The sequence below is a fragment of the Humibacillus xanthopallidus genome (assembly GCF_044793955.1).
Classification (GTDB): Bacteria; Actinomycetota; Actinomycetes; order Actinomycetales; family Dermatophilaceae; genus Humibacillus; species Humibacillus xanthopallidus_C.
Map to the genome: position 1 here is coordinate 4309302 of NZ_CP084995.1, position 20064 is coordinate 4329365.

Here is a 20064-nt window from a genome sequence, read left to right on the forward strand (position 1 = left end):
CCCGGCGCTCGATTCACCTGTGACAGCGCGGCATCCGTGCCAGTCTGGAGTGAGTCGGCCAGGCGAGGCGCAGCGTGGGACCACAGAGCTATCTCGACTTCGACGTCACCGTGTCGAGGCACGGCGACGAGATCGCGGTGCGCGTGTTGCGCTCGCCCGCCGGAGAGACGACGACGGTGAGGTCCGCCTGGCCAGGGGTCGCCGCGCTGTGGAGGCCGGAGCGGCCGACCCCCTCGAACCGCAGGCTGGCCCCGCTGTCCGGTGCGCGACCCGGACCGGCTCCTGACGACCCGCCGGACGACCGGCTCGTGGGAGAGGTCCTCTTCAGGGCCCTCATGGTCGACGCCGTCCTCGTCAGGTTCCGGGCGAGCGTGCTGCGGGCGGGTGCCGTCGGCTCGGGGCTGCGGATCATGCTGCGCTTCGAGGGCGGCGCCGACGTGCTGCCCTGGGAGCTGCTCCGCGACCCGCAGACCGACACCTTCGTCGCCCTCGACCCGCGCATTCCCCTCGTGCGCTGCACCGAGACGGCGGTGCACGAGCTCGAGCAGGCGCGGGGTGCACCCCTGCGCATCCTCGTGGCGGTGACCTCCCCGCTCGCCACCACGCCGATCGACGGCGCCACGGAGTTTGCCGAGCTCACGGCGCGGCTCACCCCGGTGACCTCGGGATCTGCTGTCGTCGTCGACGTGATCGAGAACGCCTCGCTCGACGGCATCCGGGCAGCCCTGCTGGACAGGGAGACCCATGTCTTCCACTACATCGGTCACGGCACGGTGGGGCCCGATGGACGCAGCGCCCTCGCTCTGACCGACGGCGAGGGGCGGCTGTCGGTCCGGTCCCTCGACGACGTGGCGGCGGTGCTCGGCGCCGCACCCTCCCTTCGACTCGTCGTGCTCAACTCCTGCCACGGCTCGATCGCCGACCCCGGCGATCCCTTCGCCGGCGCGGGCACGTCGCTCGTGCGGGCCGGCATCCCCGCCGTCATCGCGATGCGCGCAGCGGTCAGCGATGCGGCGGCGGTGGCGTTCGCTGCATCGCTCTACGAGGGGCTGGCCGCCGCTGCGCCCATCGAGCAGGCCGTGACCCGCGCCCGGGCGGCCTTGGCCGACAGCGACACTCGGCTGGCGCGCGACTGGCCGATCATCGCCCTCCATCTCTCGTCATCGGTCGCAGCGGGACTCCGAGCCGGCTTGTTGCCACCGCTCGATGAGGACGTGGAGTTCACCGTGGCGCGACCACCGCGGCTGCTCGCGGAGAGATGGGAGACCCTGCTCGTCCTGGCGCACCACGGCGAGCCCTTCGTCGCCGAGGACGGTCGCACCGTCGACCAGGTGGCTCAGGTGCGAGCCCGCGTGCAGGGGCTGTTCGGAGCGGAGCCCGTCCGCACGACGACCGAGGAGTCCAGCCTCGTGCTCCCTCGCGGGGCTCGGCTCGTCATCGTGCCCGAGCTGCCCCACCACGTGGAGTGCCACCCGCGACAGGCCGACCTCGCCTGGACGGGAGATGTCGCTGAGGCCAGGTTCTTCCTGCGCGCCAACGCGGCCGCTGCGGGCACGACCGCGGAGGGGTGGCTTCGCGTCTTCTGCGGGCCGGTCGTCATCGCCGAGACGCGCCTCGAGCTGCCGATCCACCGTGACGGCCAAGCGGGTGAGACACCCCGGCCGTCGCCCATTCCGCGCTATCGCAGGATCTTCCCCTGCTTCGACCGAGGCGACGCCGCCGTCGTGGAGGGAGTCGCCGCCGTGGCCAGGGCCCTGGGTGACGACTATCTCGACCGCGTGGTGACCGCCCAGCAAGAGGATGCGCCGACCGGATGGCTGCTGCCCCTCATCGACGATGCCGACGTGTTCCAGCTCTTCTGGTCGTCGCGCTCCATGGTGTCGCCCGCATGCCGTGAGCAGTGGGAGCACGCCCTCGCGACGCCGAGGGACGGCTTCGTCCTGCCGCTCTACTGGGAGCAGCCCTTCCCCAGGGCCGAAGGCTTGCCGCCGGCTGAGATGTCAGCACTGCAGTTCCGCCGGCTGCCGTCCGCACTGGCGACCGACCACACCCCGACCCCGCGCACGCCATCAACACACACATCGATCCCTCCGGCGATGACGGCACCGCCAGTCCGAAGCGACCCGACCACTCGTGGCCTCCCGCAGACGCGGCGTCTCCACCCCGCACTCCTCGCGATCCTCGCCCTGGCACTCGTCGTGGTGGTTGTCTGGGCGCTGGTCCGCTGACCGCCGCCCGCACAACGGTGTCAGCGGGCGAAGGCCATCGCCTCGGTGACGTCACCGCGCAGCATGTCGCGGCGGTCGAGCAGGTAGTTCTGGCGCATCAGCCACGGCGCGGCGTCGCCCTGCTGCGGCAGCTCGTCCCCCGCGCGGCGCACGTAGCCCGACGCCAGGGGCAGCAGCGGGCGGCCGACCATGCCTTCCGGCGCCTGCGGCACCGCGATGCGCCAGGCGTGCTGCTCCATGTGGGTGAGCAGGCGGCAGAGGTAGCGGCTCGCAAGATCGGCGCGCAGCGTCCACGACGCATTGACGTAGCCGACGCTGATCGCGAGGTTGGGCACCCCGACGAACATCATGCCCCGATAGACGGTGAGGTCGCGGGTGGGCCGCCGCTCCCCGTCGACGACGATCTCGATGCCGCCGGCGACCTTGATGCGCAGGCCCGTTGCCGTGACGATGACATCGGCCTCGAGCTCACGTCCCGATGCGAGCCGTATGCCGTGTGGCGTGAAGGTCTCGATCGTGTCGGTCACGACGTGGGCACGCCCCGATCTCAGGGCCTCGAAGAGGTCTCCGTCGGGCACGAGACACAGACGCTGGTCCCACGGGTCGTAGGTCGGGGTGAAGTGGTCGGCGACCATCGTGGCCGACCCCAGTGACCGCGTCGCACCCTTGGACAGCAGCGCACGCGCCGCGGTCGGTCGACGACGGGTCAGCTCGTAGAAGGCCATCGACGTGAGGACGTTCTTGTAGCGCACCACCGCACCCCCGGCACCGACCGGCAGGGCCCGCTGCACGACGTCGCGCACCCGGTCGCGTCGAGGCAGCGACGTGATCCACGTCGGGGTCCGCTGCAGCATCGTCACCTCGGCACCACGCTCGGCGAGAGCAGGCACGAGCGTGACGGCCGTGGCTCCCGAGCCGATGACGACGACCTTCTGGCCCGCGACGTCGAGGTCGTCGGGCCAGAGCTGCGGGTGCACGACCCGCCCCTCGAAGGCGTCGCGCCCCGGGAAGTCCGGCTCGTGGCCACGCTCGTAGTCGTAGTAGCCGCTGCAGAGGTAGAGGAACGAGCAGGTCAGCTCGAGCAGCTCTGTGCCGCGCTCCGTGCGGTGCTCGACGGCGACGGTCCAGCGCGCATCGGGCGTCGACCACGAGGCTGCGACGACCTTGTGCCCGAAGCGGATCCGCTCGTCGATGCCGTACTTGTGCGCCGTCGCGCGCAGGTAGTCGAGGATCTTCGAGCCGTCGGCGATGGCGTCGGGGTCGGTCCACGGCTCGAACGGGAAGCCGAGCGTCATCATGTCGGAGTCCGACCGCACCCCGGGGTAGCGGAAGAGGTCCCAGGTGCCTCCTAGCGAGTCACGCGACTCGAGGATCGCCCAAGACCGCGAGGGCGTCATCGTCTGGAGCCGGTAGCCGGCGCCGATGCCCGAGAGTCCAGCGCCGACGACGAGGACGTCGAGATGTTCGCTCACGCGGCCATTGTCACCCACGGCTCCGCGCTGGCCCTTCGTCCCCCGGCCACTGTGACCCTCGACGCGCCGTCGGCTACCGAGCGGTAACCAGCGGCTACCCTCGGACCCGTGACGACGGCATACCCTCATCTCCTCCAGCCGCTGGACCTCGGCTTCACGACGCTGCGCAACCGCGTCGTCATGGGCTCGATGCACACCGGCCTCGAGGACCGGGCCCGCGACTTCGACCGCCTCGCGACCTACTACGCCGCGCGAGCGCGGGGTGGGGTGGGCCTCATCGTCACCGGCGGCTTCGCGCCCAACCTCGTCGGGTCGCTCTATCCCGGCGGGTCGGTGCTCGTGAGCGAGCGGCAGGCCCGACGCCACCGCGTCATCACGAGCGCCGTGCACCGGGAGGGCGGCCAGATCGCCCTGCAGATCCTGCACGCCGGCCGCTATGCCTACCACCCGCTCGCCGTGTCGGCCTCGGCGGAGAAGTCGCCCATCTCGCGCTTCACGCCACGCGCCCTGTCCGACCGGGCCATGCGCGCCACCATCGACGACTACGCCCGCTGCGCGCGCCTCGCCCGCTCCGCCGGCTACGACGGCGTCGAGATCATGGGCTCCGAGGGCTACCTGCTCAACCAGTTCCTCGCGCCGCGCACCAACCGCCGTGACGACGAGTGGGGCGGCTCCCCGGAGCGCCGCCGCCGGCTGCCCGTCGAGGTGGTGCGTGCCGTGCGTGAGGCCGTCGGCACCGACTTCATCGTCGTCTATCGCCTCTCCATGCTCGACCTGGTGCCCGACGGACAGTCGTGGGACGAGATCGTGGCGCTCGCCCGCGAGGTCGAGGCGGCCGGCGCGACGATCATCAGCACCGGCATCGGCTGGCACGAGGCGCGCGTCCCCACGATCGTGACCTCGGTGCCGCGCGGCGCCTTCTCGCGGGTGACCGCACGGCTCCGGCCCGAGGTCTCCGTCCCGGTCGTCACCTCCAACCGGATCACGATGCCCGACCTCGCCGAGCAGGTGGTGGCCGACGGGAGCGCCGACCTCGTGTCGATGGCGAGGCCCCTGCTCGCCGACCCCGACTGGGTGGTCAAGGCGTCCGAGGGGCGCGCCGACGAGATCAACACGTGCATCGCCTGCAACCAGGCCTGCCTCGACCACACCTTCGCCAAGAAGACCGCCACCTGCCTCGTCAACCCACGCGCGGCCCACGAGACGCTCCTCGTCCTCGCCCCCAGCCGCCGCACCAAGCACGTCGCGGTCGTGGGCGCAGGCCCAGCCGGCCTCGCGGCCGCGGTCGCGCTCACCGAGCGGGGCCACCGGGTCGAGCTCTTCGAGGCGGGCCACGACCTCGGCGGGCAGTTCGCGATCGCCCAGCGCATCCCCGGCAAGGAGGACTTCGCCGAGACGATCCGCTACTACCGCAGGCGCCTCGACCTCGCCACCGTCAAGGTGCACCTCGGCAGGCGCGCGGAGGTCGACGACCTCACGGACTTCGACGAGGTCGTCGTCGCCACCGGGGTCGAGCCGCGCATCCCCGACGTGCCCGGCATCGACCACCCCTCCGTCGTGACGTATGCCGCCGCCGTCCGTGACGGCGCGCCTGTCGGTCAACGGGTGGCCGTGATGGGTGCAGGCGGCATCGGGGTCGACGTGTCCGAGTGGCTCACCCATGTCGAGTCGCCCCTCACCGTCGAGCAGTGGATGGCGGAGTGGGGCGTCGGCGCTCCGGACGCGTCGCGAGGCGGGCTGGTGCCGCCGCAGCCCGCGGCGTCACCGCGCGAGGTGCACCTGCTCCAGCGCAAGGCGACGCCGATCGGCAGGGGCCTCGGCAAGACGACCGGTTGGGTGCACCGGGCGTCCTTGAAGGCCAAGGGCGTTCACCACCACGTCGGCGTCAACTACGAGCGCATCGACGACGCTGGGCTGCACATCACGCACGGTCCCGACCGCACCGACCCTCAGGTCCTCGAGGTCGACACCATCGTGGTCTGCACCGGCCAGGAGTCCGTCAACGCCCTCGGGCCGGCGCTCACCGCGCGCGGCGTGCGCGTCCATGTCATTGGCGGCGCCGAGCTCGCCGCAGAGCTCGACGCGAAGCGCGCCATCCGCCAGGCCACCGAGCTCGCCGCAACAATCTAGGGGTAGGCCCCTTCCTCCGTCGAGTGCTCAGTTTTCGACACCGAGAAGTGAGCACTCAACTGGACGTCTGCCTCGGATCGAGTCGAGCGCTCATTTTTCGACACCGAGAAGTGAGCACTCGACTGGACGTCTGCCTCGGATCGAGTCGAGTGCCCCGTTTTCGACACCGAGAAGTGAGCACTCGAGCTGTGGGGGAAATGGGCACTCGACTGGCCCCTGGGCAGCGGAGCTCAGCGACCTGCGAGGTGGGCGTGGATGAGGGCCGCGGCATCGCCGGCACCGTCCTCGGCCCGCACCCGCTCACCGAGGAGGTATGCCGCCCGGCGGGCTTCCGGCGACAGCGCGACCTCGAGCGCCCGCTGGAGACGCATCGGCGTGAGGTCCTTGCGCGCGATGGGTCCGGCCGCGACACCGAGGTCGGCCAGGCGGCGGCCCCAGTAGGGCTGGTCGGCAGCGTGCGGCACGACGACCTGGGGCACGCCGGCCCGCACCGCGGCGGCGGTCGTGCCCGCCCCGCCGTGGTGCACGATGACGGCGCACCGGGGGAAGAGGGCCTCGTGACCGGTGGCGCCCACGCCGATCACCGAGCCGTGGCCCGCAGACCCCGGTCCGGGCGTCGTCGGTGCGACGAGGCCCGCCAGTCCTTCGCTGACGACGCCGCGCAGTCCGAGCCGGTCGAGCACGGCGAGGATGTCGCGGGCGACGCCGACGGGGTCGGCAGTCGGCATCGACCCGAACCCGATGTAGGCGGGCGGAGGGCCGTCGACGAGGAACTGCTCGAGGGCGGGCTCGAGGCCACCCGAACCGCGGTCGCCGTCGCCGCCACCGGTCGCGCCCTCGCCCGCGCCCGCGCCCTCGCCGACGACCCCGGCGCGCACCCAGTAGCCCGTCTGGCGCAGTGCGAGCGGCCAGTCCGGCGCTGGCGGCACGACCGCAGGGCTCGCCGCGAGGAGGGTCGGCGTGCGACGGGCAGCAGCGACATAGCCGCGAAAGGTGTTGCGCGGCAGTCCTCGTCGTCTGCGGATGAGGTCGCCCGGCGGGCGGAAGAGGTCGAACGCGACCCGGCCTGCGAGCATGCTCCACGCGAGGTTGAACCGAGAGGTCGAGCCGGGCCGCAGCGCCAGCGCGACGGACGGCCCGTGGGCGCTCGGCCACACCGGGGCGAAGACGGCATAGACGTGCGGTTTCGAGGCGCGGCCACCCGCAGAGACGAGGGCGTCGACGGCGTCGAAGGTCAGCGCTCCCGACACGACCGCATCGGTGTCGGCGACGAGCCTCTCGAGGTCGCTTGCCAGGGCCTCCGCGGTCTGCGCGACGACCTGGCGCATGAGCCGGGCCTCGCGCACCTGGTTGGTGGCCGAGCCCTGCAGCCCCTCACGACCGAGGCCGGTTCGCAGTGGCCCTTCGAGGTCGAAGGACAGCGGCTCGAAACGCACCCCGTGGGCCTCGACGAGCTCACGGAAGTCGGCCGCGGCAGCGAGCGACACGGCATACCCGAGCTGCTCGAGACGCGGGGCGAGCGCGAGGAGCGGCTGCACGTCACCGCGGGAGCCCATCCCGACGAGCAGCACCCTCACGTCAGTCCTCTGCGAGCAGCGCACGCACCCGGGGCGCGACCTCCTCGGCGTAGAGACGGATGCACTCCATCCGCTGGTCGTGCGGCAGGGTGCCGAAGGAGTACTTCAGCTGGAAGCGCGAGAGCCCGAGCACCCTTGCCGTGTCGGCGATCTTGGCCGCGACTGTCTCGGGAGAGCCGCAGTAGACGGCGCCGTCGGGACCGAGCTGGAGCGCTGCCTGCTCCTTCGTCATGGGCGCCCAGCGCCGCTCGCGGCCGAGCTTGTTCATCAGGGGCAGGAAGTGCGGCAGGAACTCCTCGCGGGCCTGCTCGTCGGTGGCCGCGACGTAGCCGGGCGAGTGCACGCCGAGCGGCAGCTCGGGCTTGTCCATCTCCGACAGGGCACGGCGATAGAGGTCGGCCAGCGGCGCGAACTGACGCGCCGAGCCGCCGATGATGGCGATGACGACCGGGAAGCCGTAGTGCGCGGCCCGCACCACCGACTGCGGCGTGCCGCCCACCCCCACCCAGACGGGCAGGTGACCCGACTCGGTCGCGGGCATGACGCGCTCGACCTGCACGGGGGGCCGGATCGAGCCCTCCCACCTCACCGGCTGCTCGGCCGCGACGGCCGCGAGCAGGTCGAGCTTCTCCTCGAAGAGGGTCTCGTAGTCGGAGAGGTCGAGACCGAAGAGCGGGAAGGACTCGATGAACGAGCCTCTGCCGACGGTGATCTCGGCTCGACCGCGGCTCAGCGCGTCAACCGTCGAGAAGCGCTGGAAGACACGGATCGGGTCGTCGCTGCTCAGCACCGTGACCGACGTGCCGAGACGGATGCGCTCCGTGCGGGTCGCGAGCCCGGCCAGCAGCACGTCGGGCGCACTGACGGCATAGTCGTCGCGGTGGTGCTCGCCGATGCCGAAGAAGTCGAGGCCGAGGCGGTCGGCGAGCTCGCCCTCGGCGAGCACCTCGCGGATGACGGTCGCCGGGTGCAGGGGCGTGCCGTCGGGGCCGTGCGCGATGTCGCCGAAGGTGTCGAGGCCGAGTTCGAGGCTCATGGCTCCATCGTAGGTTTGCGACCGACCGGCCACGCGCGCCGTGTCGTTGGATCCCACCGCCGCACGGTGGCGATGCTGCCGTCGAAGGGCCCGCCCCGCCCGAGCGCCGCGAGCGCGTCGCCGACCTGCCCCGACTCGAGGCCGCGGGCCAGGGTCACGTGCGGCGTCCACCGACCCGCGCGCACGACCTCGGGCACGTCGGGGGCCGCCGACATCGCCTCGGCGACGACGGCGTGCAGACGCAGCAGCTCCTCGGTCGGCACGACGAGCCGGGCCAGCACGAAACGTCTCGACCCCAGGACGAGCGGCGGGCCCAGGCGTACGGCCAGGGGCAGCAGGGCCTCGACCTCGCGCGCCAGCCTGCTCTCGACGGCGTCGGGCACCCCGGTCGCCACCGACAGCGTCACGTGCGGCGCGTTCGTCGGCCCCCGGTGCGCGGTCTGGCTCGGGAGCCCGGCCTCCGCGAGCGCCGTCCACTCCCGCCTGACCGCCGCATCGGTGGCGGCGTCGAGCAGCGCCTCGACCGAGTGGAGCGGCACGGAGTCCTCAGTCCGACCGGGGGTCGAGCTTGGCGAGGATCGTTGCCAGCTCGGCCCGCTCCCGCGCACTGAGCCCCCCGAAGAACTGGGCAGCACCCTCCCGGCGGGAGGCGTCGACCTCGCCGAGCGCGACGAGCCCGGGCTCGGTGAGGCGCACGGTCATGGCTCTGCGGTCGTCGGGGTCGGGAGCCCGCTCGACGAGCCCGCGCGACTCGAGCCGGTCGACGACGTCGGTGGCCGATCGGGGAGCGATGCGCAGGTGGTCGGCGACGACGCCGAGCCGGGTCGGGCCGTGGTGCCCGATGACGCGCAGCGCCCGCGCGTCGTGGGGCGAGAGGTCGGGACCGAGGCCGCTCGACCACGTGCGCCGCAGCGCGCGAGCCGCGCCCAGGAGCAGCTCGTCGAGGGACTGCTCGTCCACGGACGGCACATCCACGGACTGCTGGTCCGCAGACGGCTCGGCAGGTGGGCGCATGGCAGCAGCATACGGTGCAGTTTGCCATGCTGCCTCATAGTGAGGTAACCTCAGCATTATGAATCGGAGATCAGATATGGAGTGATTCCTTGAACGACACCACCACCCCCCGACAGCGCGGCGGACGCGGCCCCGACAAGATCGACCCCGCCGACCGCGAGCAGCTCGCCGAATCCCCCGTGCCGATGCGCCGGGTCCTCGCCCTCTTCGGCCCGCACCGACGATCCGTCGCCCTCGTCACGGCGATCATCGTCGCCATCTCGGTCATCTCGATGGCCTCCCCCTTCCTCCTGCGCGCCGTCATCGACGACGCCCTGCCCCACCAGAACGTCAGCCTGCTGCTCTGGGCCGTGGGCGGCATGCTCGCCGTCACCGTCGTCACGCAGCTGCTCGGCGTCGTGCAGACCTGGCTGACGACCGCGGTCGGCGAGCGCGTCATGCACGGCCTGCGCACCGACGTGTTCCGGCACCTCCAGCGGCAGTCGATCGCCTTCTTCACCCGCACCCGCAGCGGAGAGGTGCAGTCGCGCCTCACCCACGACATCAGCGGCATGCAGGCCGTCATCACCTCGACGGCCACCTCGATCGCGAGCAACGTCACGACCGCGATCGCGACAGCCGTCGCGATGATCGCCCTCAGCCCTCGACTGTCGCTGCTCTCGCTGCTCGTCATCCCACCTGCCGTGTGGATGACCCGGCGCGTCGCCCTCATCCGTCGTGACATCACCGCCCGCCGCCAGCGCCGGCTCGCCGACCTGCACAGCCAGGTCGAGGAGACCCTCACCGTCAGCGGCATGACGCTCGTCAAGACCCTCGGTGCCGCCGATGCGACCCAGCGGCGTTTCACCGCCACCTCGACCGACCTCATCGACCTCGAGATGCGCTCGCAGCTCGCCGGTCGCTGGCGGATGGCCACGATGCAGATCATCTTCGCCGCCATCCCTGCCCTCATCTACCTCGCCGCAGGCTTCCCCGCGACCTCGGGCGGCATGACGATCGGCACGCTGATCGCCTTCACGACGCTGCAGGCCGGCATCTTCCGACCCCTCATGGGCCTGCTCAACGTCGGCGCCCAGTGGATCAGCTCGATGGCGCTCTTCAGCCGCATCTTCGGCTACCTCGACCTGCCCGTCGACATCGCTCCCCCGGCGACGCCGGTGCCCGTGCGCCACGACCGCCTCCGCGGTGAGGTGCGCTTCGAGCGGGTCCGCTTCAGCCACGAGGTCGGCAGCGCAGGCTCGCGCGAGACGGTCACAGACCCCACGAGGTATGCCGTCGACGACGTCACGCTCACCGTGCCCGCGGGCACGACGCTGGCTCTCGTGGGCGAGACCGGGTCGGGCAAGTCGACCCTCGCCGGACTCGTCGCCCGCCTGCACGACCCGACCTCCGGCCGGGTCACCATCGACGGGATCGACCTGCGCGACCTCGACCCGGCCGACCTCGCCCGCATCGTCGGCGTCGTCAGCCAGGACACCCACCTCGTGCACGCCTCGATCCGCGACAACCTGCTGCTCGCCGCTCCGGACGCGAGCGACGCCGACCTGTGGCACGCCCTCGAGGCGGCGCAGGTGTCGGCCCTCGTTGCGACCCTGCCCGACCAGCTCGACACGATCGTGGGGGCCCGCGGCCACCGCTTCTCCGGCGGCGAGCGACAGCGCCTCGCCATCGCCCGCACCCTGCTGCGCAACCCGCGGGTGCTCGTGCTCGACGAGGCCACGAGCGCCCTCGACAACGAGACCGAGCGCGAGCTGCAGGCCGCGCTCGACCGGCTCATGGAGGGGCGCACGACGATCTCCATCGCGCACCGGCTGTCGACGGTGCGCCACGCGGAGCAGATCGCGGTGCTCGACCACGGCCGCGTCGTCGAACTCGGTGACCATGACGACCTCATCACCCGGGGTGGGCGCTACTCCCGGCTCGCCGCCGCCCGCTCGGCCGCCGAGCGCGAGCCCGCCGAGCGCGAGCCAGCCCTCGCAGCTTGACCCCAGACACACACCCCGTCGAGTGCCCAGTTCCCCGCCGTCAGGAGCCGAGTCACTCGTCCAGCAACCCCGTCGAGTGCCCAGTTTCCTACCGCGAGGAACTGAGCACTCGACCAGCAACCCGGACGAGTGCCCAGTTTCCTACCGTCAGGAACTGGGACCTCGACTCAGTCCACGACGACGCGGGCCCACTGGTAGTGCCCGCCGTCGTCGAACCTCGACCACGTGTCGACGTGCGTCACCTCGCCCACGTCTGACAGCAGCGTGCAGAGCTCGTCATCGGTGCGGCTGCGGAAGTAGCGGCCGTCCGCATCAGTCCACTCGCCGCTCTCGTCGGCGCCCCACAGGCCCACCTCGAGGACTCCTCCGGGACGGATCACGCGGTGCAGCTCGCCGAGCGCGACCCTCAGGCCTTCGCCCGGAAGGTGCATGAGGGTGCTCATCGACCACCCCGCGTCGAACTCGTCATCGGCATAGGGCAGTTCTTGGGCCGATCCCGCCACGGCCTCGAGACCGAGGGTGCGACACAGGTCCACCGACGCCGCCGACAGGTCGATCCCCTTGTAGGCCAGTCCTGCTGCAGCCAGGACCTTGCCGTCGCGGCCCGCACCGCAGCCGACCTCGACCACGGAGCGCAGGCCCCGGTCCCGGCAGAGCAGCACGAAGTCTGCGAGCCGGGACTCGCGCTCCTCGCCGAGCGGGCGCTCGGCGCGCTGCGCCATCTCGCGGTCGTAGTAGTGCTTCAGCCGCTCCTCGATGCTCGTCATGCGCGCACCCTAGGACCTCGCACCCCTCGGCAGGGCCACCGCCTCTCCCCGCACTCGAGTGCCCAGCTTCCTTCCGTCGGGAAATGAGCACTCGACGCACACCACATCGAGTGCCCAGTTTCCTGCCGCCGAGAGATGAGCACTCGACGCACACCACATCGAGTGCCCCGTCTCCCATCGTCGGGAAGTGGGCACTCGATGTTGCGGGGGCGCGAGGAAGGGTGCAGCGCGACCTCGCCGGGCGGCATACCGTGGTCGGTGATCCGGCCGGGGCGCGCCTGTGGCACCGTGGGGTCGTGGACGTGCGCGACGAGCAGCTCCCCCCGCCGCAGCCGCCCCGGGGGCCGATGCGCGAGCCCGCCCGCCGGGTGTCGACACGCGCCATCGGCATGTGGACGGTCGAGGCGCTCGTCGGCGTCACGGTGCTGCTGGCCGGCCAGATCATCTGGTGGTTCATCGACGACCGTGACTCGCGCACCGCGCACTGGCTGGTCGGCGCCCTCTGGCTCGTGCTGTCGATCGCCTACGTCGTCGTCATGCCGCGCTGGCGCTATCGCGTGCACCGGTGGGAGGCGACCCAGCACGCGATCTACACCCAGGCGGGCTGGTTGCGGCAGGAGCGCCGCATCGCCCCGATCAGCCGCGTGCAGACGATCGACCTCGAGCGCGGCCCTGTCGCGCAGCTCTTCCGGCTCGCCTCGGTCACCGTGACGACCGCGTCGGCAGCCGGCCCGCTGAGCATCCACGGCCTCGACCTCCCGGTGGCCCAGCAGCTCGTGGAGTCGTTGACGGCCGCGGCCATCCGCGAGCGGGGCGACGCGACGTGACCCCGTGGCGCCGGCTCAACGCCCGGATGCTGCTCGTCCACCCGATCGAGACCCTGCTGCGGCTGCTCCCGGCGCTGGTCGTCGTCCTCATCGCGCGCTCCGACAGCGACAGCCGGTGGGAGCTGATCGCGCTGCCGTTCATCGTCGCCTTCGGAGTGATGCGGTGGGTGACCACGCGGTATCGGATCGTCGACGGGCAGATCGAGCTGCAACGGGGCCTGCTCAACAAGCAGACGACGACGGCACGGCTCGACAAGGTGCGCACCGTCGACCTCACCGCCAAGCTGCACCACCGGCTGCTGGGGCTGGCCAAGGTCGAGATCTCGACCGGCGGCGGACCCCGCGACCGCCTCGTGCTCGACTCCCTGCTCGTCGACGAGGGCCGACGTCTGCGGGTCGAGCTGCTGCACCGCGCCAACCCGGAGATCACCGGCCTGCCCGCCCCGACCGGCACGCCCGTCGAGGTCGGCGAGCTCGGTCCGGACCTCGAGGTGGCGCCGGTCGCCGACGAGGAGGTGCTGCTGGCGCTCGACCCGGCATGGGTCCGCTACGCACCCCTGACGACCACCGGCCTTGCCACCGCTGCGGCAGCGCTCGGCTTCCTCACCCAGGGCTTCACGCGCTTCGCCGAGCAGAGCGAGGTGCTGGTCGAGCGGGCCCGGGGGCTGCGCGAGCTGGACTGGTGGATCGACGTCGTGCTCGTCCTCCTCCTCGTGTGCGGGCTCGCCGTGTCTGCCTATGTGCTGACCTTCTGGGGCTTCCGGCTCACCCGCAACCGCCACGGCAGTCTGCACACCCGCCGCGGGCTGCTGACGACCCGGGAGACGAGCATCGACCCGGCACGAGTGCGCGGCATCCAGATCGACGAGCCCCTCGGGCTGCGGCTGGCCGGCGCCCGACGCCTCAAGGTGGTGACGACGGGACTGCTGCGCGAGCAGGGCGGATCCGACTGGCTCTGCCCGCCCGCTCCGACCGCGACGGTCACGTCGCTCGCCTGCCAGATCAGGCCCGACGAGCAGGCCGTCTCAGGACCGCTGCGCAGCCACGGCCCGACGGCCCGGCGCCGACGCCTGACCCGGGCCGTCCTGCCGGTGCTCGTGGTCGTCGCTCTCCTCGTCGTCGGCAGGCTGGTCTGGGGCTGGACCGCCGCCCTGCTCGGCGTAGCACCCGTGCTCGCCGTCGCCGCGGTGGCGCTGGGCGTCGACCGCTATCGCTCGCTCGGGCATGCCGTGACCGCCGAGCACCTCGTCACGAGGCACGGCTCGCTCGACCGGCAGCGCGTCGTGCTCGACCGCGAGGGCATCATCGGGTGGAAGGTCGAGCAGTCGTTCTTCCAGCGCCGCGCGGGGGTGGCGACGCTCGTCGCGACGACGGCAGCCGGCCGCCAGCACTACGACCTCGTCGATGTGCCCGTCGACCGGGCCTACGAGGTGCTCGCCGAGGTCAGCCCCGACCTCCTCGCCGAGTTCGCCTAGTTCGCTTGGTCAGCGGAGTCAGACGAGTCCGGTTGAGAGACAAGCCTCCCCGTCAGGGAGCCGGCGCCTCCAGCAGCCGCACCATCTCCGCATACCCTTTTGCGCGGGCGTGCTGGAGGGCGGTCACTCCCTCCTTGTCCGCGATGCTGCGATCGGCGCCGGCCGCGAGCAGGACGCGGACGATCTCCTGGTGGTCCCGTCCGCCGTCCCCGAGGATCACGGCCTCGAGCAGGGCGGTCCAGCCCAGGTCGTTGACGTGGTCGACGTCGATGCCGGTGGTGACGACACGGCGCACGTAGTCGACGTGCCCTCGCTCGCTGGCCGGGATGACGGAGACGCCGCCGTAGCGGTTGCGGATCGTCAGGTCCGGCCCGGCCGGCAGCAGCGCCTCGAGCATCGCGACACTGCCGGTGACGCCGGTGACGAGCCACGGCGTGTCGTGCCGGTCGTCGAGGGCGTCGGGATCGGCGCCGAGGGCGACGAGCACCCGTGCGGCGTCGACGTGGTCGCCCGTCGCGGCGAGGAGCAGGGCCGTCCGTCTGCGGTCATCGCGAGCCTCGAGGTCGGCGCCGGCCCGCAGCGCCCGGGCGACGGCGTCAGCATCGCCGCGCGTCGCGGCGGCGAGCAGCGCGGCGTCAGCATCGGCCGGGGGCTTGGTCGTCGTTGCCTTCACGAGCACTCCTTCGAGTCGGGTGTGGCCGCGTTCGCGGGCCATCTGCAGCGGGGTGAGCCCCTCGTCGCGGGAGCGCCGGGTGAGCTCCACTCCCCCGGCGACGATGACCCGGAGCGTGTCGACGTAGGCCGGGGTGTCGCGGCCGAGCCACACGGCCTCGTGCACGGCCTGGTAGCCGATGCGGTTGACGTGGTCACGGTCGATGCCGGCCTGCAGCAGCTCGCCCACGACGAGCGCATGACCGCGCTCGGCAGCGCGGATGAGGCCAGTGCCGTTCCAGCTGTCCTTGTCGTCGACGGCTGCGCCGTTGGCCAGAGTCAGGCGGAGCAGGTCGAGGTGACCCTCGCTCGTGGAGATGAGGTATGCCGACTGCACCGTGTCGTCCTTGGCGTTGACGTCGGCGCCCTGCCGCACGAGCGCAGCGGCCCGTGCGACGTCATCGGCCCACGCCGCGTCACGCAGCTGCTCGTCGAGGCGCGCCTGCTCCGCCGCCGACCGCCCCTTGACCGTCCCCGTCGTCCCACCCTCGAGTGGCCTCGTCGTCACTCCGGCACCGCCCTTTCCTGTTGCTGCTGAGGTCGCGGGTCCACTCGAGGTGGCCGTTCCCTGCTCGAGGGGCCGCGTCGTCACGCCGGCCCCGCCCGTCGCCGGTGCTGCTGAGGTCGCGGGGCCACTCGAGCAGGCGGTGAGGGCCACCGCGGCCGAGAGTGCGACACCGGCGACGGGCCCGGCGAACGGCCAAGCGAACGGCATACGGCGTCGTTGCACGAGTCTCATGGTGCCAGCGGGCCGGTGACGACCTCGTACGGGCCGGCCGCGACCGGCTCGTCGAACTTGCTGTCGACGAAGAGGATCCGACCGCGCAGCACCTTGGCGGTCGTCAGCACGCGCGTCGGGTCGGTGGACTGCTGCGACACGAGAGCCGCCGAGCGACCGTCGGCCGCGAGCTCGAGCGTGGCGAGCGCGCGGGCGAAGTTGCGCACCACCGTGAGCCTCGAGCCCTGGCGCACGAGCCCGTCCGCGTCGGTGAGGATGGCGTCGCCGGTGTCGACCCGGGTGGCGACGGCCGTGCGCAGGTCGAAGCGCCACAGTGCGCCGACGTTACCCTGGGCGACGACGAGGGCCGAGCGGTCGGCGGTGACGATGATGCCGCCGAGGTTGAAGCCTGCCGCCTGCGTGATCGTGCTGGTGGCGTCGGCCCACCGGTCCAGCGACCACACGCCGGCGTCGACCGAGACCCGAAACACCTGCGGCGCATTGGAGTTCGTCACGTAGGCAGCGCCGTCGGGTCCGATCGCGACGTCGTTGAGGAACACGTTGTCGCCGGGCGCCCGGAGCGCCGCGAGCAGCTCGCCGTCGGGCGAGTAGACCCACAGGTCGGGGCGCCCCGTGCCGATGCCGTTCGGCCCGCCTGCGACGTAGACGCGGCCGGCGTCGTCCGTCGTGACTCCGCGAGCGGTGAAGCGGCCGTCGGTGCCGTTGCCGGCGAGCCACTCCTCGGTGTGCGGGCTCATCGCCGTGCCACGGTGGATCTCACCGCCCGTCGTCTCGCTGACGTAGAAGAGGCCGCGCGCCCCGTCGACGCCGATCCCCTCGAACTTCGAGCCACCCTCGTCGCCGGTCAGCTGGTAGGTGCCCGGACGCCCCTCCCCTGTGGGTGAGGCGGCACCCGGGGAGGCCAGCAGCAGGGGCAGGGTCGCGGCGGCGACGACGGCTGCGATGGTGCGCTTCGTCGGGGTCTTCAGGACGGATGTCATGGCAGTCTCCTCATTGGTCGTGCTGGGGTCACCACCACGATCACCGCTGCGGCCGGGCCACCGCGTCGGGCAACCGTCCACCTCGCGATAGCCGATCGGATGATGCCGACCGCCGCTCCACGTCCCTAGGCTGCGGTCATGCAGGAGGGCATCCTCGCGCCGGTGGCGCGACTCGACCGGTGGCTCGACGCCGTCCTGCTCGCGCTCCTCGCGACCTGCTCGGTGCGCTACCTGCTGCGCCACGACCTCGACGCGACAGCACTGCTCGTGCTCGCCGGCGCCGTCGTGCTCGGGGCTGCCTACCTCACCCGGCGGCTCGTGGCCGACCGTCCGCCGTGGCCGACCGTGTGGGTGGCGGTCGTCGTCGTGCTCTGGGTGACGCTCACCCTCGTCGCGCCCTCCTTCGCCTGGACCGCCGTGCCGGTCGCCTTTGCGGTGCTGCAGGTGCTCCCCTTTCCGTATGCCGTGAGCGTCGTCGTCGTCATGACCGCGGTCGTCAGCGTGGCGTGGAGCCGCATCACCGACGACCTCGACCCGACGGTCTTCGTCGGGCCGGTCGGCATCGCGCTCGTGACGGTGCTCTCCTACCGTGCTCTCGAGCGCGAGGCCCACACACGCCAGGCGCTCCTGGACGAGTTGACGGTGGCGCAGGCGGATCTCGTTGCGGCACAGCGGCGCTCGGGGGCCCTGGCTGAGCGGACGAGGCTGTCGCGCGAGATCCACGACTCCGTGGGGCAGGGCCTGTCGAGCATCAACCTGCTGCTCAACGCCGCAGAGCAGGACTGGGACCGGCGACCGGAGGCAGCCCGCGAGCACGTCGCCGCCGCCGGGGCGACCGCGCGGGACGGGTTGGACGAGGTGCGACGCGTCGTGCGCGACCTCGCTCCCGCGGGTCTCGACGTCGACGCCTCGGGAGAGGCCGCGCCCGAGGCCCTGCCGGACGCGCTGCGACGGGTCGCCGACAGCGCCGCCCACGGCGTCGACGTGCAGGTGCGCGTGCACGGCGACCCGGTTGCCGTGCCGACGCCGGTGGCGAGCGCGCTCGTGCGCTCCACGCGCGGGGCTCTGGCCAACGTCGTCGAGCACGCCGGGGCGCGGCGCGCCGTCGTCAGCCTGACCTACCACCCCGACGAGGTGCTGCTCGACGTGCGGGACGACGGGCAGGGCTTCGACCCGGCCCTCGCGGGAGCCAATGGTGACCGAGGTCGCGGGCTCGACGGCATACGGCATCGGGCTGCCGACCTCGGTGGGAGCGCTGACGTGGAGAGCAGGGCCGGGGAGGGGACCACGGTGTCGGTGCGCTTCCCGCTCGCCGACGATGGAAGTCGCGATGGGCGTCGTGCCTGACGGCGGGGACGAGCGGGGGCGGACCGTCCGGGTCGTCCTCGTCGACGACCACCCCGTCGTGCGAGCCGGGCTGCGAGCCCTGCTCAGCGGCCAGGACGACCTCGACGTCGTCGGTGAGGCCGGTGACCTCGAAGCGGCAGAGCGCGTCGTCGTCGCGCAGCGGCCCGACGTCGTGCTCATGGACCTCAGCCTCGGCGACGGCCCCGGTGGTGCCGAGACGACCGCGCGGCTGCGCGCGCTGCCGCAGCCGCCGCAGGTGCTCGTGCTGACGACCTACGACACCGAGGCCGACATCCTGCGGGCCCTCGAGGCCGGTGCGGTCGGCTACCTGCTCAAGGACGCCCCGCCCGACCAGCTCTTCGCCGGCATCCGCGCGACGGCCCGTGGCGAGACCGTGCTCGCGGCCTCGGTCGCCGCGCGACTCGTGCGCCGCACCGCCTCGCCGGGCCCTGCCGTCACCGAGCGCGAGGTCGAGGTGCTCGAGCTGCTCGCGCGTGGCCTCGGCAACCGGGAGATGGCCCGAGAGCTGCTCGTGTCGGAGGCCACGGTCAAGTCGCACCTGTCGCACGTCTACACCAAGCTCGGCGTCGACACCCGCGCGGGAGCGGTGGCGGCGGCGATCGAGCGGCGGATCATCCGGTCCGGCAGCTGACGGCGGCTGCCGTCGGCTGACTGCAACTGACGGCGGCACGGCGCGGCCGGGTCCGGCCCCCGGCCCGTCAGGCCCCAGGTGTCGCGGACGGTGGCACGGCGGACTCGCGCACGACGAGCTCGGTGGCGAGCTCGACGTGGTGCGAGTCGATCGACTCCCCCTCGATGAGTCGCAGCGCGGTGCGCACGGCGACCCGGCCCATCTCGGCGAGCGGCTGGCGGACCGTCGTCAGCGGGGGCGACGACATGCGCGCGAGCTGGGTGTCGTCGAAGCCGACGATGCTGAGGTCTTCGGGGATGCGTAGTCCCCGAGCGCGGGCCGCCTCCATGACGCCCACCGCGATCTCGTCGGACGCGGCGAAGATGGCGGTCGGGGGCACCGGCAGGTCGAGCAGGGCAGCGCCGCCGCGCACGCCGTCGGCATACATGAAGTGCGAGGACCGCACGTAGTCGGCGGGCACGTCGACGTCGGCGCGCTCGAGCGCGGCGCGGTAGCCGCTCATGCGCGCCTGGTTGCACGCCGCGCGCGGGTGCCCGCCGAGGAAGGCGATGCGGCGGTGCCCGAGGTCGAGCAGATGCTGGGCGGCCGAGAGGCCCCCGACGAAGTTGGTCGACCCGACACTCGTCACGTCGACGTTGGGCAGCTCGAGCGGATCGATGACGACGAGGTGCACCCCGGCTCGCCCAAGCGCGGACAGCTGCTCGGCGGACATGATGCTCGTGACCGCGATGAGCGCGCGCACGCCGGAGTCGGCCAGGTCGCGGGCCCAGTCGTCAGGAGGCCCCTCGACCGGCGGCGCGCCGGTGGCGCGCCGCGTCACGACGACGTGCGTGCCGGTGGGCGCCGCGGCGTCGACGACGCCCTGGATGATCTCGGCGGAGTAGGCGTGCAGGTCTCCCTCGAACGCCAGCTCGATGGCCGGGCGCGTGGCGCCGCGGCGGGCGCCGCGGGGTCGGTAGCCGATGCGGTCGAGCAGGTCCTGCACGCGCTCGCGGGTCTCGGGAGACACGTCGGTGCGCCCGTTGACGACCTTGCTCACCGTCGCGACCGACACCCCGGCCGACGAGGCGACCTCGGCCAGGGTGGTCCGCGCTCGGGTGCGCGTGCTCGAACCGGACACGGCC

At 72.4% G+C, this 20064-nt stretch carries 16 protein-coding genes; 7 read left to right on the top strand and 9 right to left on the bottom strand.

The window, feature by feature from the left end:
- The first annotated feature begins 74 nt into the window (after window positions 1-74).
- Entirely contained in the window at window positions 75-2228 is a 2154-nt protein-coding gene (locus tag LG278_RS19455; protein ID WP_404389258.1) for a CHAT domain-containing protein, read from the top strand.
- Window positions 2229-2248: 20 nt separating this feature from the next.
- Here the strand turns inward: LG278_RS19455 and LG278_RS19460 are convergent, their stop codons facing one another.
- Window positions 2249-3700 carry a flavin-containing monooxygenase gene (locus tag LG278_RS19460; protein WP_404389259.1) on the bottom strand — a complete coding sequence of 484 codons (1452 nt, stop codon included), beginning with the start codon at window positions 3698-3700 and terminating at the stop codon, window positions 2249-2251.
- A gap of 108 nt (window positions 3701-3808) precedes the next feature.
- Here LG278_RS19460 and LG278_RS19465 point away from each other — a divergent pair, with 108 nt between their 5' ends.
- Window positions 3809-5830: an FAD-dependent oxidoreductase gene (locus LG278_RS19465; RefSeq protein ID WP_404389260.1), complete on the top strand. Its 2022-nt coding sequence runs from the start codon at window positions 3809-3811 to the stop codon at window positions 5828-5830.
- Window positions 5831-6060: 230 nt separating this feature from the next.
- Here LG278_RS19465 and LG278_RS19470 read toward each other — a convergent pair whose 3' ends face one another.
- The 4 genes from LG278_RS19470 to LG278_RS19485 are packed head-to-tail and all read right to left on the bottom strand — an operon-like array spanning window position 6061 to window position 9403.
- Complete coding sequence (locus tag LG278_RS19470) at window positions 6061-7407, bottom strand: glycosyltransferase (protein ID WP_404389261.1); 1347 nt, start codon at window positions 7405-7407, stop codon at window positions 6061-6063.
- A gap of 1 nt (window position 7408) precedes the next feature.
- Window positions 7409-8443, bottom strand: coding sequence for an LLM class flavin-dependent oxidoreductase (locus tag LG278_RS19475; protein ID WP_404389262.1), 1035 nt, complete (start codon window positions 8441-8443; stop codon window positions 7409-7411).
- Complete coding sequence (locus LG278_RS19480) at window positions 8440-8982, bottom strand: 2'-5' RNA ligase family protein (protein WP_404389263.1); 543 nt, start codon at window positions 8980-8982, stop codon at window positions 8440-8442. Before LG278_RS19480 ends, LG278_RS19475 begins: the two co-directional genes overlap by 4 nt.
- A 7-nt stretch (window positions 8983-8989) precedes the next feature.
- Window positions 8990-9403, bottom strand: coding sequence for a MarR family winged helix-turn-helix transcriptional regulator (locus tag LG278_RS19485; RefSeq protein WP_404389264.1), 414 nt, complete (start codon window positions 9401-9403; stop codon window positions 8990-8992).
- 143 nt (window positions 9404-9546) lie between these two features.
- Between LG278_RS19485 and LG278_RS19490 the strand changes: the two genes are divergently transcribed.
- On the top strand, window positions 9547-11442 hold the full coding sequence (locus LG278_RS19490; protein ID WP_404389265.1) for an ABC transporter ATP-binding protein: 1896 nt from the start codon (window positions 9547-9549) through the stop codon (window positions 11440-11442).
- A 167-nt stretch (window positions 11443-11609) separates the two neighbouring features.
- Here LG278_RS19490 and LG278_RS19495 read toward each other — a convergent pair whose 3' ends face one another.
- Window positions 11610-12209, bottom strand: a complete 600-nt coding sequence (locus tag LG278_RS19495; RefSeq protein WP_404389266.1) for a class I SAM-dependent methyltransferase — start codon at window positions 12207-12209, stop codon at window positions 11610-11612.
- Window positions 12210-12430: 221 nt separating this feature from the next.
- Here LG278_RS19495 and LG278_RS19500 point away from each other — a divergent pair, with 221 nt between their 5' ends.
- Together LG278_RS19500 and LG278_RS19505 are read left to right on the top strand one after the other, a co-directional pair.
- Window positions 12431-13036, top strand: coding sequence for a PH domain-containing protein (locus LG278_RS19500; RefSeq protein ID WP_404389267.1), 606 nt, complete (start codon window positions 12431-12433; stop codon window positions 13034-13036).
- Window positions 13033-14511: a PH domain-containing protein gene (locus LG278_RS19505; protein ID WP_404389268.1), complete on the top strand. Its 1479-nt coding sequence runs from the start codon at window positions 13033-13035 to the stop codon at window positions 14509-14511. The genes LG278_RS19500 and LG278_RS19505 overlap by 4 nt, the downstream gene beginning before the upstream one ends.
- A 52-nt stretch (window positions 14512-14563) precedes the next feature.
- On the opposite strand, the gene LG278_RS19510 is transcribed toward LG278_RS19505, so the two are convergent.
- A complete protein-coding gene (locus LG278_RS19510; RefSeq protein ID WP_404389269.1) occupies window positions 14564-15961 on the bottom strand; it encodes an ankyrin repeat domain-containing protein in 1398 nt (465 codons plus the stop codon).
- Complete coding sequence (locus LG278_RS19515; RefSeq protein WP_404389270.1) at window positions 15958-16941, bottom strand: gluconolaconase; 984 nt, start codon at window positions 16939-16941, stop codon at window positions 15958-15960. The genes LG278_RS19510 and LG278_RS19515 overlap by 4 nt, the downstream gene beginning before the upstream one ends.
- 138 nt (window positions 16942-17079) lie before the next feature.
- On the opposite strand from LG278_RS19515, the gene LG278_RS19520 reads away from it, so the two are divergent.
- Together LG278_RS19520 and LG278_RS19525 are read left to right on the top strand one after the other, a co-directional pair.
- Window positions 17080-18288: a sensor histidine kinase gene (locus LG278_RS19520; RefSeq protein WP_404389271.1), complete on the top strand. Its 1209-nt coding sequence runs from the start codon at window positions 17080-17082 to the stop codon at window positions 18286-18288.
- Window positions 18272-18940 (top strand): response regulator, encoded by a 669-nt coding sequence (locus LG278_RS19525; RefSeq protein ID WP_404389272.1) that lies wholly within the window; start codon window positions 18272-18274, stop codon window positions 18938-18940. Before LG278_RS19520 ends, LG278_RS19525 begins: the two co-directional genes overlap by 17 nt.
- Window positions 18941-19007: 67 nt before the next feature.
- On the opposite strand, the gene LG278_RS19530 is transcribed toward LG278_RS19525, so the two are convergent.
- Complete coding sequence (locus LG278_RS19530; protein ID WP_404389273.1) at window positions 19008-20060, bottom strand: LacI family DNA-binding transcriptional regulator; 1053 nt, start codon at window positions 20058-20060, stop codon at window positions 19008-19010.
- Window positions 20061-20064 lie beyond the last annotated feature (4 nt).

Coding starts and splice junctions, on each gene's coding strand:
- LG278_RS19475 (WP_404389262.1), bottom strand. CDS start 8,443: ATGAGCCTCGAACTCGGCCTCGACACCTTCGGCGACATCGCGCACGGC.
- LG278_RS19495 (WP_404389266.1), bottom strand. CDS start 12,209: ATGACGAGCATCGAGGAGCGGCTGAAGCACTACTACGACCGCGAGATG.
- LG278_RS19510 (WP_404389269.1), bottom strand. CDS start 15,961: ATGAGACTCGTGCAACGACGCCGTATGCCGTTCGCTTGGCCGTTCGCC.
- LG278_RS19515 (WP_404389270.1), bottom strand. CDS start 16,941: ATGACATCCGTCCTGAAGACCCCGACGAAGCGCACCATCGCAGCCGTC.
- LG278_RS19520 (WP_404389271.1), top strand. CDS start 17,080: ATGCAGGAGGGCATCCTCGCGCCGGTGGCGCGACTCGACCGGTGGCTC.
- LG278_RS19525 (WP_404389272.1), top strand. CDS start 18,272: ATGGGCGTCGTGCCTGACGGCGGGGACGAGCGGGGGCGGACCGTCCGG.